The following is a 15,270-nucleotide window of genomic DNA, read 5'->3' as shown; positions in this document are numbered from 1 at the left end:
TGCGCACATGAAGAGAAGCTGCGGCATTCTGATGCCCATTTCCGCCCTGCCCTCTCCCCACGGCATCGGGACCCTGGGCCGTGCCGCCATGGAGTTTGCGGACTTTCTGGAGGCGGCGGGCCAGTCCTGGTGGCAGATGCTGCCAGTAGGGCCCACCAGCTACGGCGATTCCCCCTACCAGAGCTTTTCTGCCTATGCGGGGAATCCCTACTTCGTGGACCTGGACCTGCTGCATGAAGACGGTCTGCTGACCGCGGGGGAGACCGGCGGGATCGACTGGGGCCGGGACGGCGGCCGCGTGGACTACCGGGCCATTTATGAAAACCGCTTTTCCCTGCTGCGTCTGGCGGCCCAGAGAGGCTGGGCCCGGGACAGCGAAGCCGTGGCGGCCTTTTCCCGGGAAAACGCCGGATGGCTGCCAGACTACGCCCTGTTCATGGCGCTGAAACGCCGTTACGGCATGAAAGCCTGGTATGAGTGGCCGGACGAGGACGTGCGCCTCCACCAACCGCCGGCGCTGGACCGCTGCCGCCGGGAGCTGGACGGGGACGTGCGGCTGTTCACCTATATCCAATACCTGTTCTTCCGCCAGTGGGACGCCCTGCGCTCCTATGCCCACAAAAAGGGCATCGGCATCATCGGCGACCTGCCCATTTACGTGGCCATGGATTCGGCGGACGTCTGGGCGGACCCCCGGAGCTTCCAGCTGGACGAACGGGGCGTACCCGCCGAGGTGGCGGGCGTTCCGCCGGACTGCTTCAGCGCCGGCGGCCAGCTGTGGGGCAATCCCCTGTACGACTGGGACGCCATGAAACGGGACGGCTACCAGTGGTGGGTCCGCCGCATCGAAGGCGCCGCCCGGCTGTACGATATCCTGCGGATCGACCACTTCCGGGGGCTGGAGAGCTACTGGGCGGTGCCCTACGGCGAGACCACCGCCAAGCATGGCCGGTGGGTCAAGGGACCGGGCATGGATCTGATCCGGGTCCTGACCAGGCGGTTCCCCCACATCCAATTCATCGCCGAGGACCTGGGCTTTTTGACGCCGGAGGTCCACCGGCTGCTGGCGGAATCCGGCTTCCCCGGCATGAAGGTGCTGGAATTCGCCTTTGACTCCCGGGAGCCAAGCAACTACCTGCCCCACACCTACACCCCCCACTGCGTCTGTTACGCCGGGACCCACGACAACGCCCCCCTCATGCTCTGGAAGGACGAGGCAGACCCGGCGGACATCGCCATGGCCCGGCAATACCTGGGCCTGCACGAGGAGGAGGGCTTCCACTGGGGCGTCCTCCGGGGCGGGCAAAGCTCTGTGGCAGATCTGTTCATCGCCCAGATGCAGGACTATCTGGGTCTGGGCGCCGGGTCCCGGATGAACGTTCCCGGCACCCTGGGCGGCAACTGGCAGTGGCGGCTGCTGCCCGGGCAGCTCACGGCGGAGCTGGCCCGGCGGATCGAGGCCATGAGCCGCCTTTACGGACGGAGTGCGAAGCAGACGTGAGCCGGCGGCGCATATCCGGCGGCGGCCTGCCGACCCGGGGACCGGCTGTCCCGCTTGACAGTCTGACGGGACGACAAAAAACCGCGAAGGCTTCCGCGCCTCCGCGCAAAAGAAAGGAGACGAACCTATGGAAAAGTATGCCTTGGGCGTGGACATCGGCGGGACCACCGTGAAGCTGGGTCTGTTCCTGGCGGATGGGACGCTGTGTGAAAAATGGGAGATCCCAACCCGGACAGAGGATCAGGGCTGCCACATTCTGCCGGACGTGGCAGCGTCGATACGGGCCGCGCTGGAGAGACGGGGCATCGCCCCGGCGCAGGCGGCCGGCATTGGCATTGGGGTCCCAGGGCCGGTGGACGGGCAGAACACGGTGTTCAAATGCGTCAATTTGGGCTGGGGCGTGCTGAACGTCAAGGAGGAGATGAACCGGCTGCTGCCGGAGATCCCCCGGGTCCGTGCCGCCAACGACGCCAACGCCGCCGCCCTGGGCGAGCTTTGGAAGGGCGGCGGCATGGGCTATCACAGCGCCGTGATGGTCACGCTGGGCACCGGCGTGGGCGGCGGCGTGGCCCTGGACGGCCAGATCGTGGCCGGCGCCCACGGCGGCGCAGGCGAGATCGGCCACATGACCGTGGAGCCGCTGGAGACCGTGCCGTGCAGCTGCGGCAAACGGGGCTGCCTGGAGCAGTATGCCTCCGCCAACGGCATCGTCCGCATGGGGCGGCAGATGCTGGCGGACTGCGCCGCACCCTCAGCCTTGCGGCAGATCGAACCGCTGACCGCCCGGGACATCTGCGACCAAGCCCGGGCCGGAGACGGGATGGCGCTGCGGATCCTGGACCGTTGCGCCGGTTACCTGGGCCGCGCCCTGAGCTACGTCTCCTGCGTTATCGACCCCGACGTGTTCGTCATCGGCGGCGGCATGAGCCGGGCGGGGGACATCCTGCTCTCCGCCATGAAGGCGTATCATAAAAAATACGCCTTCCACGTCTCCGCCGATACGCCCATGACCCTGGCGAGGCTGGGGAACGACGCCGGTATCTGCGGCTGCGCCAGAATGGTCCTGCGCTGACCGCCTCTCCCCCGCCATTTGAAACGCGAAAAAGGCCGCCGGTGTGTGATGTATCACACACCGGCGGCTTGTTCTGTCCGTACGGATATTTTCATACCTGATAAAAAACTTTAAAAAGTTTTTATTGCGGTGCTTTGCTCCGCCGCGCCTGCGGCGCCAAGAAAAGCATGGACAACATCCCTGGCGGCTGCGCCGCCGGGCCGTATACGCAGCCCTAATAAAACGACCAAATCGTTTTATTCGTAATCCGTATCAGGTAGTCTCGCCCTTTTGGACCGGATGGATGGGATAGTCCTCCAGCACGTCCAGGAGATGGGAATAGTCCTGATTCGCCATGTGGTTGTACCGCGCCCAGCGCTCCCGGCACTGGGTCCGGGCCTCCGTCAGCAGGGCCTCCGCCTTTTCCGGGAAGGTCCTTTGCAGGGAGTTGAACCGGACCTCGCCCATGAGGAATTCCCGCAGGTCGTACTTGGGGTCCTGGAAGTCCAGCGTGAAGGGGTTCTTGCCCTCCAGCCGCAGCTTCGGGTCATAGCGGTACAGGACCCAGTAGCCGCTCTTCACGGCCAGCTTGGATTCCTCCTGGGCAAAGGCCATGCCCTTGACGATGCCGTGGTTGATGCAGGGCGCATAGGCCACGATGAGGGACGGGCCGTTGTGGGCCTCGGCCTCCTTCAGCGCCCGGATGTACTGGGCGGGGTCCGCCCCAAGAGCCACCGACGCCACGTACACGTTCTGGTACTGGGCCGCCAGCATGCCCAGATCCTTCTTCTCCGTCTTTTTGCCGGAGGCCGCGAACTGAGCCACTGCGCCCAGCGGCGTGGCCTTGGACGCCTGGCCGCCGGTGTTGGAGTAGACCTCTGTGTCCACCACCAAAATGTTCACGTCCTCGCCGCTGGCCAGCACGTGGTCCAGGCCGCCATAGCCGATGTCGTAGGCCCAGCCGTCGCCGCCGTACATCCACATGCTCTTTTTTACCAGCTGATCCTGGGCCCGGCGGACCTTTTCGATCAGCTCGCCGGTCTCGGGGCAGTTTCTCAGCGCCTCAATGACGGCGTCGCTCAGCGCAATGGTGCGCTCCTTGTCCTCAAAGCCGTCCAGCCAGGCCTGGAGGGCGGCTTTCAGCGCCTCGTCCTTCGTCTCGTCCGCCAGCTCCCGAACCTCCTGCGCCAGCCGCAGCCGCTGCTGGCGGACACTGAGCACCATGCCCAGGGAGTATTCGGCGTTGTTTTCAAACAGGGAGTTGGAAAGGGCGGGGCCGCGGCCGTTGGGTTTGGTGGTATAGGGATAGCTGGGGACGCTGAAGCCCCAGGCCTGGGTGCAGCCGGTGGCGTTTGCCACCACCATCCGCTCGCCGAACAGCTGCGTCAGCAGCTTCATGTAGGGCGTCTCGCCGCAGCCGGCGCAGGCGCCGGAGAACTCCAGCAGGGGCTGCTCGTACTGGCTGCCCTTGACAGTGAATTTGCTCATGGGGTTGGGCTTGGGGCTGAGGGCCAGGCTGTAGTCCCAGTTGGGCTGCTCCGGCAGCTGGCTCTCGATGGGCTTCATGACGATGGCCTTGTCCTTGGCGATGCAGGCGGCGGCGCAGCTGCCGCAGCCGGTGCAGTCCAGCGGGTCCACCTGGATACGGTAGCGCAGGCCCTGGAAGCCCCTGCCCTTGGCCTCCTTGGTCACATAATCCTCCGGGGCCTTCTCCACTTCTTCCTCATTCAGCAGGAAGGGCCGGATGGCGGCGTGGGGGCACACCAGGGAGCACAGGTTGCAGCCGATGCAGTTCTCCGGCAGCCAGCTGGCCACCTGGGAGGCAAAGCCCCGCTTCTCATACTTGGAGGTGGCCATGGGCACGGTGCCGTCGGCGGCGTCCTTGAACACGCTGACCGGCAGAGAGTCCCCCTTTTGGGCGTTCACCGCCTTCATGACGGTGCGCACATAGTACGGAGAGGACAGATCCTCCGGCTCCGCCTCGTCGGTGAGGGCAGCCCAATGCTCCGGGATATGTATCTCGTGGATGCCGGAGAGTCCCGCGTCCACGGCGGCGCAGTTCATGGCCACCACCTTGTCGCCCTTGCGGCCATAGGTCTTTTTGATTGCGTCCTTCATATACTCCACCGCCTGGTCCGTGGGGAGCACGCCGCTGAGCTTGAAGAACGCGGATTGCAGCACGCTGTTGGTCCGGTTGCCCAGGCCGATCTCCCCGGCGATGCGGGTCGCGTCGATGGTGTAGAACTTCACATGGCGCTGAGCCAGCAGCCGCTTGACCTTGTTGGGAAGGTGGCGCTCCAGGTCCTCGTCGGACCAGCCGCAGTTCAGCAGGAAGGTGCCGCCCTCCTTGATCTCGTTGACGATATCGTATTTTGCGATGTAGCTCTGATTGTGGCAGGCCACAAAGTCCGCCATGGTGACGTAGTAGGTGGAGAGGATGGGGGTGTGGCCGAACCGCAGGTGGCTCTTGGTCACGCCGCCGGATTTTTTAGTGTCGTACTCAAAATACGCCTGGACGTACTGGTCCGTGTTGTCGCCAATGATCTTGATGCTGTTCTTGTTGGCGCCCACGGTGCCGTCGGACCCCAGGCCCCAGAACTTGCAGCTGATGGTCCGCGCGTCCGCCGTGACCACGTTTTCCCCAACGGGCAGAGAGTGGAAGGTCACATCGTCGGTGATGCCCACGGTGAAGTGGTTCTTCTGCTCGCCCTCCATGTTGTCGTACACGGCGATCATCTGGGCAGGCGTGGTATCCTTGCTGGAGAGGCCGTACCGCCCGCCCAGCACCTGGAGGTGCCGCTGGCCGTGGAGCAGCACGGCGCACACGTCCTCATACAGCGGCTCGCCGTTGGCTCCCGGCTCCTTGGTGCGGTCCAGCACTGTCAGACGGCGGCAGCTCTCCGGCAGGGCTTTCAGGAAGTGCTCGGCGCTGAAGGGGCGGTACAGCCGCACCTGGAGGAAGCCCACCTTCCGGCCCCGCTCATTCAGGTACTTCACCACCTCCTGGAGGCAGCCGGACACACTGCCCATGGCGATGACGACCTCCTCCGCCTCCGGGTCGCCGTAGTAGTTGAACAGTTTGTAGTCCCGGCCCGTCAGGGCGCTCATTTGGGCCATGTAGTCCTCCACGATGCCCGGTACGGCGTCGTAATAGGGGTTCACAGCCTCCCGCAGCTGGAAGGCGGTGTCCGGGTTGATGACGGTGGAGCGCATCAGAGGATGCTCGCTGTTCAGGGCGTTGGCCCGGAAGCGGTCCACCGCGTCCGTGTCCAGCATGCTCCGCAGGTCCTCATAGTCCAGCACTTCGATCTTCTGGATCTCGTGGCTGGTGCGGAAGCCGTCGAAAAAGTGCATGAAGGGGACCCGGGCCTTGATGGCGGACAGATGGGCCACCGCCGCCAGGTCCATGCACTCCTGCACGCAGGAGGAGGCCAGCTGAGCGAAGCCGGTCTGGCGGCAGGCCATCACGTCGGAGTGGTCGCCGAAGATGGAGAAGGCGCTGGTGCCCACCGTCCGGGCCGCCACATGGATGACGCCCGGCAGCAGCTGGCCGGAGATGCGGTACAGCGGCGGGATCATCAGCATCAGGCCCTGAGAGGCAGTGTAGCTGGTGGTCAGGGCGCCGGCCTCCAGAGAGCCGTGCATGGCGCCGCAGGCACCGGCCTCGCTCTGCATCTCCACCAGCCGGACCGGCTGGCCGAACAGGTTCTTCATGCCGTTGGCGGCCCAGGTGTCCACATGCTCCGCCATGGGACTGGAGGGTGTGATGGGATAAATCGTCGCAACCTCTGTAAATGCATAAGATGCATACGCGGCGGCCTCGTTGCCGTCCATGGTCTTTCGTTTCATCATGCCTGCTTCCCCCTTATCCAATTTGCTCAACTTGCTCAACAATATATTTTATTAAGCTCTTCAAGCACATATTCTCACAAACCCATGAAATTGTCAAGAAAAATTCCGCCTCCGCACTTGCTTTTTTCAGCGGCGTGATATATGCTTGTCAGAGAGTTGCTCAATAAAGCACTCCCCTGCGGTCTCTGCCTGCATGACCAGGACCGCCGGAGGGCATATCAGGAGGGAGCATGGCCACTGTATACGATATTGCGGAGCGCTGCGGCGTCTCCGCTTCCACAGTATCCTATGTTTTGAGCGGACAGGGGAACAAGCGCCGCATCTCGGCGGACACCCAGGCCCGGGTGCGGGCGGCGGCGGAAGCACTGCACTACACTGCCCGCCACCGCCGCCGGAGCGGCGGTCCGCCGGCCACGCCGGTGATCGCGGTCTACTGGCCCCGGCGGGATTTTGAGATGTGCATGCCGCCGCTGACGCAGGGCTTGAACAACGCCCTCTCCGCTTCTCCGGTGCCGGTGAACATCTCCGTCCGCCCCTACGACCAGGGCTATCTGGGTTCCCTGCTCCAGGAGCAAGCCCCCACCTGCGACGCCATGCTCTTTGTGGCGGGACAGCGGGAGGACCTGGCCTGGCTGGAGGCCCATCCCCCGGCGGTACCCTCCGTGCTGCTGAACCGCAGCCTGCCGGGCTATTCCTCCGTTTCCGTGGATCACATGGAGGCCGCCCGTCTGGCGGCGGAACACGCCGTGCGCTGCGGCGGCACCGACGTGACCGTGGTGATGAACACGGTGGACTACTACGGCCTGACCTCCCGCAGCGAGCGGATGGTGGAGGTCCTGAAGACCCATGGCTGGGACCCGGCGGGCCGGACGCTCTACTGCGCCAACCGGGTCGACGACGGCTACGAGCTGGGCCGGGAGCTGGCGCGGACGGAGCGCCTGACCCAGGTGATCCTCTGCTCCTACGACATGGTGGGCTTCGGCATCCTCAGCGCCCTCCACGAGGCGGGGGTCCGGGTCGGAGAGGAGGTCCAGGTGCTGGCCATCAGCGCCGGGCCCCAGCGGCTCTTCGCCCGCAGCTGCCCGCCCATGACGGTGGTGGACCTGCGCATCCGGGAGATCATGGAGCGGTGCCTCACTATGGCCATCGACCTGGCGGCAGGCCATCTGACGCAGCCCCGGAGCCTCCTGATCCAGCCGGAGATCGTGTACCGCCAGTCCGCCCCCCGGCGGGTCGAGGTATAAAGCGGGCTTTGGTTTTGAAGACGCGGGCAAGCAGAGGGCGTCTGCCGGGCGGAAGGCATAGAGCGCCGCAGACGGTCCAACTGAACAAAGACCCCGGCGGGGACATCGTTTCAGATGTCCCCGCCGGGTCCTGCTTACAAAGACAGCAAAAAGCGGCATCTGGATATATTTCAATCCAAATGCCGCTTTTGTGCTGTCCGTACTATCTGGGGCAGCTCCGTTGGATATGGCGGAACTGCAGGGCTTCATATGTCATAACGACAGTTTGCAGGGAGCCCCTTCCAAAATTTTATAATCTGTGCCCCTACAGCGGATTCTCACAGGGAAACCGTTATCCGTTCGCCATTGCGTCGTCCAGTACCTTCTGATCGATATTGCCTCCGCTGCAAATGAGGACGGTGGTCAGGGAAGGATCGATCTGCCCTTCCAGGACAGCGGCCAGAGGCAATGCCCCCGCCCCTTCCAGGACCAGCTTTGCGTACAGTGCCGCATCCTTGATGGCTGTTTTGATGGAGGACTCCCGGACAGTGACGATTCGGTCCACATACTTTTCGAGGTAAGGAAACAGGAACGCTTCTCCAGTTTTTCGGACGACCGCATCCGCCAGAGAATGACATTCCTTCAACTCCACCAGTTTGCCTGCCTTACGGCTTTCGGCATAAACCGCGGAGCCCTCCGGCATAACGCAAGTGATTTGAACATCCGGCCTGTTTTGCTTGATATAGTAAGAGATACCAGAGGAGAGGCCACCGCCGCCCAGCGGAATGACCACCTGCTGCACACTGGGCAGCTGCTCCAACAGCTCTAAACCGATGGTGCCCTGTGCGCCCAGCACCTCCGTATCAGAAACCGGATGCACATAATAGGACCCGTCCTGCTCTGAGATCCGGCAGGCCTCCTGGAAGGATTCGTCATAGGTCTCTCCGTATTCCACAAGCTCGGCGCCCATGCTGCGGATGCAGTCCTTCTTGATCTGCGGCGTGGGGACCGGCACCACCACTTTCACAGGGATCCCCAGCTTTTTGGACATTGCCGCACAGGCCAGACCATGGTTGCCGGAAGATGCCGTAATGACGGAAATGCCGCTGCCGAACCGCTCAACAAGGTAGGCGCATTTGTTGTACGCCCCGCGGATCTTATAGGCGCCGGTAGGCTGAAGGCTCTCTGCCTTCAAATAGAGCCTTCTTCCGAGCTGGATGTTCAATGGCTCCATACAAAGCAGCGGTGTGGGTAAAAGCGTTTTGGAAAGCCGCTCCCGCGCACGCAGGACATCCTCGATCTGCACGGGAGTAAGATTTTGACCCAGCATAGAACACATACCTCCTTACTCAATCTCAAAAATGGATTCGATTTCCACGGTCAGCCCAAGGGGGAGATTGTTGGTTCCGATAGCCGATCTTGCATGGCGGCCGTTCTCGCCGAAAACATCCAGCAAGACCTGAGAAGCGCCGTTGATCACCTGCGCCTGCTGGGTAAAGTCATCGCTGCACGCGACAAAGCCAAGGATCTTGACAACATTCTTGACCCGATTCAGATCCCCCAGATAGCCATGCAGTGCTGCCAATGTATTGAGCATGCAGTATTTGGCCGCTTCCTGCGCCTGCTCCAAAGTCACATCAATGCCGGCTCTGCCAGTGAAATGCTCACCCTTCCACATGCTCCCCTGGCCGGACAGATAAAGAAGGTTTCCTGTACGCTTGATCGGAACATACAGACCCGCGGGGGATAATGCCGTGGGAAGTTCATACCCATGTGCTTTTAGGTTTTCATATACAGACATCTTGCGTCTCTCCTTTATTTTGTTTTTCTCAGGCGTATAAGAAGCAACGGCGGAAGCGATCCGCATCCGCCGTTGGATGCGTATAAGCCTATCTCATCACACTGCCATTTTTGTCGAATTTACGATCCAGCTTCATTATAGAGATCGCGCGGAGCCTTGTCAATACTTTTTGTTTGTTTTCTTACAAAAAATCAGCAGTCAGATGCGTACGATGGCAAACGGGGGACCTTATTTTTTCCCTTTCAATTTGCGCACTGCATCCAAATACGTGTAAAAGGTATACCGGGAGATCCCCAGCATGGAGTAAACGCGATCGCTGGATTTTGTGATGACAAATGCGCCCTTATCATCCAGGTCGGCAATGAACTGCATTTTTTCATCTTTTGTCAATAACTTCGGAGCTTTCCCGAACTTCTGAATACACTGTTCGATCAATCGGTCCAGCAATTCATTGACGTTCGGTGTGAAAATTTCCTGCGGATCCTCTTTGTTGACTCCATGGAAACTGTTGTATTCCCGCAAACATTTTTCAAAGTATACCGTGTCCGAAATGTCCAGATTCAAGCACAATGATCCAATGACCTTTCCTTCTTCATTGTGAAAATAGATAGAAGACGATTTCAAGATCTGGCCATTGGGAGCATAAGTAATGTAATTGAACTGGTCCTCTGCCGGCGTTCCGTTCATAATTTCCAAGCCCAAATTTGTAGCGCATCCGCCGATCGCACGTCCGGTAATATTACCGTTTCGGATATCCACGATCGTATGATCATGCTCTTTATTGAAATCATGAAGAACAACTTCGCATTTTTTTCCAAAATGTTCTTCGATCAATGTCATGACCTGTTGAAGTAATTCTTTGTTTTCTGAAATACTTTCCATATGTTCCTCCCTTTGGAAATTTCTTCTAGTTAGACAATTTGTCAGTTAATCATACATTATATTTGATTCTCTGTCAAGGGAATCAGCGCTTCCCATTTACTAGTAGAGCAAACAAAGCTATTCTCCTATATAATTGTGCTTTCCAGTTAAATCAAAAGCTCTCTATCCAGAGTATGCGGTAACACTTTTTATCTGTAATAGACTGGTTTTTTATCCGTTTTTACACAACTTTTGGACAAATAAAAAAGCTGGAACCGTTGCGGTTCCAGCTTTTTTGGTCCGAGTGGCGAGACTTGAACTCACGACCCCTTGACCCCCAGTCAAGTGCGCTACCAACTGCGCTACACCCGGATATGTATTTTTTTGCTTCCCGAAGTCAGCTTGTATATATTAACACGTCTCTCTGCGAAATGCAAGCCCTATTTTTCAAATTTCTGAGATTTTTTTATGAGCGGCGGCCGGGGCAATGGCCGAGACTTCGACATGGAGGACGGTCTCTTCCCCCAGGCAGGTACTGCCGGCGGTGCTTGCAGCCGCGCGGCTGTACAAACGGAGATAAAACCCGCGCCGCCCGCCTGCGATACGCAGGCGGGCGGCGCTTTGGTCCGCTCGATCATGGTCCGGTGAGCCGCCAAGAACAAGGCAGACAGAGATCCGGCTTTCCAGGCGGTGATTTGACAGCTTCGAAGGATCTACCGCTCCTTCCGCTTTTTCAGCTTCTGCTTATGGCCCTTTTCATCCATGATATAGATGTGGTCCAGCTGGCTTTTCAGGTTTCCCACCACGGAGTCGATATACTCCCGGCGCAGATCCGCCTGTTCCAGCCGCTCCTCCGCCGTCAGGCCCTCCGCCGTCTTGGACTTGCGGGCCAGCTCGTTGATGCGGTCGATCTTCTTGCGATCCATAGTCTCCTCCGTTTACACATATCGTTTCAATACGATGGACGTACGGCCCTTTTTGGTCACGCCGCCCACCTCCGCCAGCTCAAATTTCCCAAAGCCCCGGGCGGAGACCGTATCCCCCGCTGAGAGCAGCTTATCCGGCTTTGTACATTCCCGCCAGTTCACCTGGACCCGTCCGGAGACGACCAGCTCCGCCGCCTTGCCCCGGGCCATGCGGAAGCCTGTGGAGGCCACCGCGTCCAGCCGCAGGGAGGAAACGGTATCCCGCACCGCCTCGCATTGGACCTCCGGGATGTGGATATATCCGGGATCGATCTCCGCCACCGTCAGCCTGGCCCGTCCGGCGGAGGTCCAGCTGCCAAGCAAAAAGTCCGCCATGGTTTCCAGCACCAGGATGTCCGCGCTGTCAGGCCCCACCAAGATGTCCCCCACCTTCTCCCGGACGACGCCCATGCCCATGAGGCTGCCCAGAAAATCCCGGTGGGTCAGGTTTTCTTCCGCCCGGAAGGCCGCCCGCAGGCAGCGGATGGGGCTTTGGGACGCGGCGTCCGACCGGTCCAGCCAGTCCGGCAGAAAGAGGAACAGCGCCCGCTCCGCGCCGTCATAGCCGCCCAGGCGGGCATAGCCCGTCTCCGGCACGCCTGCCAGCCGCAGCAGGTCCAGGGCCAGCATCTGCTGCTGGGGACTGAAAAAGTCCGTGGCGGCGGGAATGTTCCGGTCCCGGGCCTGCCCTGCCCGGTCCAGCACCTTGGCCAGCAGCAGCCGGTCCTCACCGGCGGCCCCGGCCCTGTCCAGCAGCTTCGTCTTATCCATGGCGCAGCTCCTGGGTGTGGACCAGGGCGGCGTAAGCGCCGTTTTGGGCCATCAGCTCCTCGTGGCTGCCCAGCTCGGCGATGCGGCCGTCCTCCACCACGGCGATGCGGTCGGCGCTGCGGACGGTGGATAGCCGGTGGGCAATGATGATGGTGGTGCGGCCCTTGGACAGCCGCTCAAAGGTCTCCTGAAGGCGGGCCTCCGTCACGCTGTCCAGGGCGGAGGTGGCCTCGTCCAGGATCAGCACTGGGGGATCCTTCAGGAAGATGCGGGCGATGGAGATGCGCTGCTTCTGCCCGCCGGAGAGCAGAGCGCCCCGCTCCCCCACGTAGGTGTTGAAGCCCTCGGGCATGGCGCAGATGTCGTCGTAGATCTCCGCCAGCCGTGCCGCCTGGGCCACCTCCTCCTCGGTGGCGCCGGGACGGCCATAGCGGATATTCTCCAAAATACTGGCGGCGAACAGGAACACATCCTGCTGCACCACGCCCACGTTCTGCCGCAGGGACTCCTGGGTCACCTCCCGCACGTCTGTGCCGTCGATGCGGATGGCGCCGTCGGTCACGTCGTAGAACCGGGGGATCAGCTGGCAGAGGGTCGATTTGCCGCCGCCGGAAGGGCCTACCACCGCCACGGTCTCGCCGGGCCGGATGTGCAGGTCCACGTCGTGGAGCACCGCCAGATCGTCCTGATAGGCAAAGCTGACATGGTCCACATCGATGCGGCCCTGGACCCGCTGGAGGACCTGGGCGTCCGGCGCGTCCTGCATGGCCGGTTCCTCCCGCATCAGCTCGATGAAGCGGCCCAGGCCCGCCGTGCCGTTGACGAACAGCTCGGCAAAGGTAGACAGCTTGCGGATGGGATTGACGAAGGTGGTGATATACAGGCTGAAGGTGATGAGGTCCACCGTGTCCATCTGACCTTCCATGATGAAGAAGCCGCCGGCGGCGATGACCGCCACGGACAGGATGCACAGGAAAAACTCCATGGTGGCGTTGAACCGGCCCATGGCCTTATGGAACTGGCGCTTGGAGGTCTTGAAGCTGTCGTTGGAGGATTCAAATTTTTTCAGCTCTGTTCCCTCGTTGGCAAAGGCCTTGGCAGTGCGGATGCCGGAGAGGCCGGATTCGATATCGGCGTTGATGGTGGCGGTCTTTTGCTTCACCTGGCGGGACGCCGCCTGCATGGCTGCCCGGCTGCGCCACACCACCACGAAGAAAATGGGCAGGATGACGGCGATGACCAGGGCCAGCCGCCACTGGATGGTAAACATGACGGCCAGCGCGCCCACGATGGTGACGCCGGAGATGAAGATATCCTCCGGACCGTGGTGGGCCAGCTCCGTGATGTCAAAAAGGTCCGCCGTCAGGCGGCTCATGAGCTGGCCGGTGCGGTTGCGGTCAAAATAGTCGAAGCTCAGCTCCTGCATGTGGCGGAACAGGTCACGGCGGATGTCCGCCTCCACCAGGATGCCGAAGGTGTGGCCCCAATAGCAGATCACATAGGTCAGCAACGCCCGCAGGGCAAAGGCCGCGAACACCACCGCCATCACCGCGAAAAAGGTCTGGTAGGCGCTCTTCGGCAGCAGCTCATACATGCACCACCGGGACACCGCCGGAAACGCCAGGTCGATGAGGGAGATCAGCAGGGCGCAGCAGAGGTCCATGATGAACAGCTTCCTGTGGGGCTTGAAATAGGATAAAAATATTTGCAGAGAGGTCTTTTCCTGAAATTCTCGGGTCGTCATAGCAATGCTCCTTATGGAATCCAAATCGATATCGTGTATATGATAACACGTTTTTTTCCACGGTGCAACGAGAGAAAATGGCTCTCCCTTTTACCGTTGGCGTTGCTGCCGCTCTGTTTTCCAAATTTTATGCCCTAATGACCAAATGGGCAGTTACCCCCAAAGGGTAACTGCCTGATTCATGATAATTATTCGTACCGCTTGATGGGGAGCGAAGCGATCTGGCGGCTCTGTTTGGGATAAAAAAAGCAGACGAATGCAATATGACGCTGATTTTCCGGGGTCTTCATGTTATGTAAACTTTCCCTTTCAGAAACTAAAACACGTTGGGATGGCAGCCAATCATGATGCGGCAGGAGACGCGAAAGGCCGCCGGATGCCAATGCGTCCGGCGGCCCTGCTTTTCTCACTTGTTTTGCAAGAACTCGCCCTTCATGTAGCCGGTGGTGGTGACGCCGCCCACATCAGAGAAGGTGATCTTGTACCAGTCGTTTCCGGCACTCTCCACCACCTGGATATCCGCGCCGTTGGGCACGGAGGCCAGGATGTCATAGTTGGTGCCGGGGCCGGAGCGGACCCGCACGCCGTTGCCGCCGTTGACCACCGTGGCGGCGCCCGCCTTCAGTCCAGAAGCTGCGAGAGTGGAGGGCGTGGTGGAAGGCGTCGTAGTGGGTGTGGTAGGTGTGGCAGCAGGTGCGGCAGTGCCGGACACATTGCACCGGACGATGCAGACGCCCTTCTTGGTGCCGTCAGACACCACCACGTTGATGGTACCCTTGGAAATGGCCGTGACTTTGCCGCTCTGGTCCACAGATGCCACGCCGTCGTCCTCGCTGGCCCAGGTATAGCTGCCGCTGCTGCTGCCGCCGGTGACCCGGATCACGGCGGTCTCGCCCACGGTCTTTAACGTAAAGTCGGTGGTGCTCAGGCTCAGGCCGCTGGGCAGGGCGAAGAGCTTCTCATAATCCGTCTGAGCGGCAGGCGCGGGCGTGGCAGTGGAGGGCGTGGTATCGTCGGGCTTCTGCGGCTCGCCGTCCTCCGGCATATCGCCGCTGTTGGGGTCCGCGGGCTTGGTCTCGTCATCCGGCTCCACAGGCGTGACAGGCGGCATCACATCCTCCACGTCCGGTGTTTTAGCGGGGTCGTCCTTGCCGAATTTTTCCGCCAGCTTTTCTCCATACAGCAGATAGATCAGCAATCCCGCCATGATGAAGATCAGCACCACCAGGGTCGGCGTGATGAGATTGTACTGCCGCCCATGGGCCGCCCGGCGGCTCTTCTTGGGGCTGCGGCGGATCTCCTCCCCATCCCGCAGGGCCTCTTCCTCCTCACAGAAGGGACAGGTCCGGTATGTATTGGAATATTCTTCCCCGCAGACGGGGCAGCGCTTCATGGCCATGGTGGTTCCTCCCGCAATTTCTATCCTCAGCTGCCGGCGTCCAGCCAAACGGGCGCGGCACGATGGGTTTACGCTTTACATAATACCGGCTTTTCCCGCAGC

11 protein-coding genes and 1 tRNA gene are annotated in these 15,270 nt (G+C 60.9%); 3 read left to right on the top strand and 9 right to left on the bottom strand.

The genetic code is table 11. From position 1 onward, the window contains the following. Window positions 1-7: 7 nt before the first annotated feature. Both malQ and Q0Z69_RS09435 read left to right on the top strand, forming a co-directional pair. Window positions 8-1,501: a 4-alpha-glucanotransferase gene (gene malQ / locus Q0Z69_RS09440; protein ID WP_298032544.1), complete on the top strand. Its 1,494-nt coding sequence runs from the start codon at window positions 8-10 to the stop codon at window positions 1,499-1,501. Window positions 1,502-1,628: 127 nt separating this feature from the next. Further along, the gene (locus Q0Z69_RS09435) at window positions 1,629-2,573 is read left to right on the top strand and encodes an ROK family glucokinase (RefSeq protein WP_298032541.1); all 945 of its coding nucleotides are present in this window, start codon (window positions 1,629-1,631) and stop codon (window positions 2,571-2,573) included. A gap of 252 nt (window positions 2,574-2,825) precedes the next feature. Here Q0Z69_RS09435 and nifJ read toward each other — a convergent pair whose 3' ends face one another. Next, on the bottom strand, window positions 2,826-6,404 hold the full coding sequence (gene nifJ, locus Q0Z69_RS09430; RefSeq protein WP_367272279.1) for a pyruvate:ferredoxin (flavodoxin) oxidoreductase: 3,579 nt from the start codon (window positions 6,402-6,404) through the stop codon (window positions 2,826-2,828). A 230-nt stretch (window positions 6,405-6,634) separates the two neighbouring features. Here nifJ and Q0Z69_RS09425 point away from each other — a divergent pair, with 230 nt between their 5' ends. Further along, window positions 6,635-7,648, top strand: a complete 1,014-nt coding sequence (locus Q0Z69_RS09425; protein ID WP_298032539.1) for a LacI family DNA-binding transcriptional regulator — start codon at window positions 6,635-6,637, stop codon at window positions 7,646-7,648. 331 nt (window positions 7,649-7,979) lie between these two features. On the opposite strand, the gene Q0Z69_RS09420 is transcribed toward Q0Z69_RS09425, so the two are convergent. The 8 genes from Q0Z69_RS09420 to Q0Z69_RS09385 all read right to left on the bottom strand — a co-directional run bounded on the left by Q0Z69_RS09420 (window position 7,980) and on the right by Q0Z69_RS09385 (window position 15,168). Beyond that, complete coding sequence (locus tag Q0Z69_RS09420) at window positions 7,980-8,957, bottom strand: threonine/serine dehydratase (RefSeq protein WP_298032534.1); 978 nt, start codon at window positions 8,955-8,957, stop codon at window positions 7,980-7,982. Between the two features lie 15 nt (window positions 8,958-8,972). After that, window positions 8,973-9,428 (bottom strand): RidA family protein, encoded by a 456-nt coding sequence (locus Q0Z69_RS09415; protein WP_298032531.1) that lies wholly within the window; start codon window positions 9,426-9,428, stop codon window positions 8,973-8,975. A gap of 228 nt (window positions 9,429-9,656) precedes the next feature. Then, window positions 9,657-10,310, bottom strand: a complete 654-nt coding sequence (locus tag Q0Z69_RS09410; protein WP_298032528.1) for a transcriptional regulator — start codon at window positions 10,308-10,310, stop codon at window positions 9,657-9,659. Between the two features lie 275 nt (window positions 10,311-10,585). Continuing rightward, a tRNA-Pro gene (locus Q0Z69_RS09405) sits at window positions 10,586-10,661 on the bottom strand. A gap of 341 nt (window positions 10,662-11,002) precedes the next feature. Continuing rightward, the gene (locus Q0Z69_RS09400) at window positions 11,003-11,215 is read right to left on the bottom strand and encodes a DUF896 domain-containing protein (RefSeq protein ID WP_298032525.1); all 213 of its coding nucleotides are present in this window, start codon (window positions 11,213-11,215) and stop codon (window positions 11,003-11,005) included. A gap of 12 nt (window positions 11,216-11,227) precedes the next feature. After that, entirely contained in the window at window positions 11,228-12,025 is a 798-nt protein-coding gene (locus Q0Z69_RS09395; RefSeq protein WP_298032522.1) for an RNA-binding protein, read from the bottom strand. Beyond that, window positions 12,018-13,769 carry an ABC transporter ATP-binding protein gene (locus tag Q0Z69_RS09390; RefSeq protein ID WP_298032519.1) on the bottom strand — a complete coding sequence of 584 codons (1,752 nt, stop codon included), beginning with the start codon at window positions 13,767-13,769 and terminating at the stop codon, window positions 12,018-12,020. Before Q0Z69_RS09390 ends, Q0Z69_RS09395 begins: the two co-directional genes overlap by 8 nt. Window positions 13,770-14,175: 406 nt before the next feature. Continuing rightward, window positions 14,176-15,168, bottom strand: coding sequence for an SH3 domain-containing protein (locus tag Q0Z69_RS09385; protein ID WP_298032516.1), 993 nt, complete (start codon window positions 15,166-15,168; stop codon window positions 14,176-14,178). Between the last annotated feature and the right edge of the window lie 102 nt (window positions 15,169-15,270).

The sequence above is a fragment of the uncultured Dysosmobacter sp. genome (assembly GCF_947631165.1).
GTDB lineage: Bacteria > Bacillota > Clostridia > Oscillospirales > Oscillospiraceae > Oscillibacter.
The sequence above is the reverse complement of the archived record's forward strand: the minus strand, read 5'-3'. Positions and strand labels throughout refer to the sequence as shown.

Coding starts and splice junctions, on each gene's coding strand:
- malQ (WP_298032544.1), top strand. CDS start 8: ATGAAGAGAAGCTGCGGCATTCTGATGCCCATTTCCGCCCTGCCCTCT.
- Q0Z69_RS09435 (WP_298032541.1), top strand. CDS start 1,629: ATGGAAAAGTATGCCTTGGGCGTGGACATCGGCGGGACCACCGTGAAG.
- nifJ (WP_367272279.1), bottom strand. CDS start 6,404: ATGATGAAACGAAAGACCATGGACGGCAACGAGGCCGCCGCGTATGCA.
- Q0Z69_RS09425 (WP_298032539.1), top strand. CDS start 6,635: ATGGCCACTGTATACGATATTGCGGAGCGCTGCGGCGTCTCCGCTTCC.
- Q0Z69_RS09420 (WP_298032534.1), bottom strand. CDS start 8,957: ATGCTGGGTCAAAATCTTACTCCCGTGCAGATCGAGGATGTCCTGCGT.
- Q0Z69_RS09415 (WP_298032531.1), bottom strand. CDS start 9,428: ATGTCTGTATATGAAAACCTAAAAGCACATGGGTATGAACTTCCCACG.
- Q0Z69_RS09410 (WP_298032528.1), bottom strand. CDS start 10,310: ATGGAAAGTATTTCAGAAAACAAAGAATTACTTCAACAGGTCATGACA.
- Q0Z69_RS09400 (WP_298032525.1), bottom strand. CDS start 11,215: ATGGATCGCAAGAAGATCGACCGCATCAACGAGCTGGCCCGCAAGTCC.
- Q0Z69_RS09395 (WP_298032522.1), bottom strand. CDS start 12,025: ATGGATAAGACGAAGCTGCTGGACAGGGCCGGGGCCGCCGGTGAGGAC.
- Q0Z69_RS09390 (WP_298032519.1), bottom strand. CDS start 13,769: ATGACGACCCGAGAATTTCAGGAAAAGACCTCTCTGCAAATATTTTTA.
- Q0Z69_RS09385 (WP_298032516.1), bottom strand. CDS start 15,168: ATGGCCATGAAGCGCTGCCCCGTCTGCGGGGAAGAATATTCCAATACA.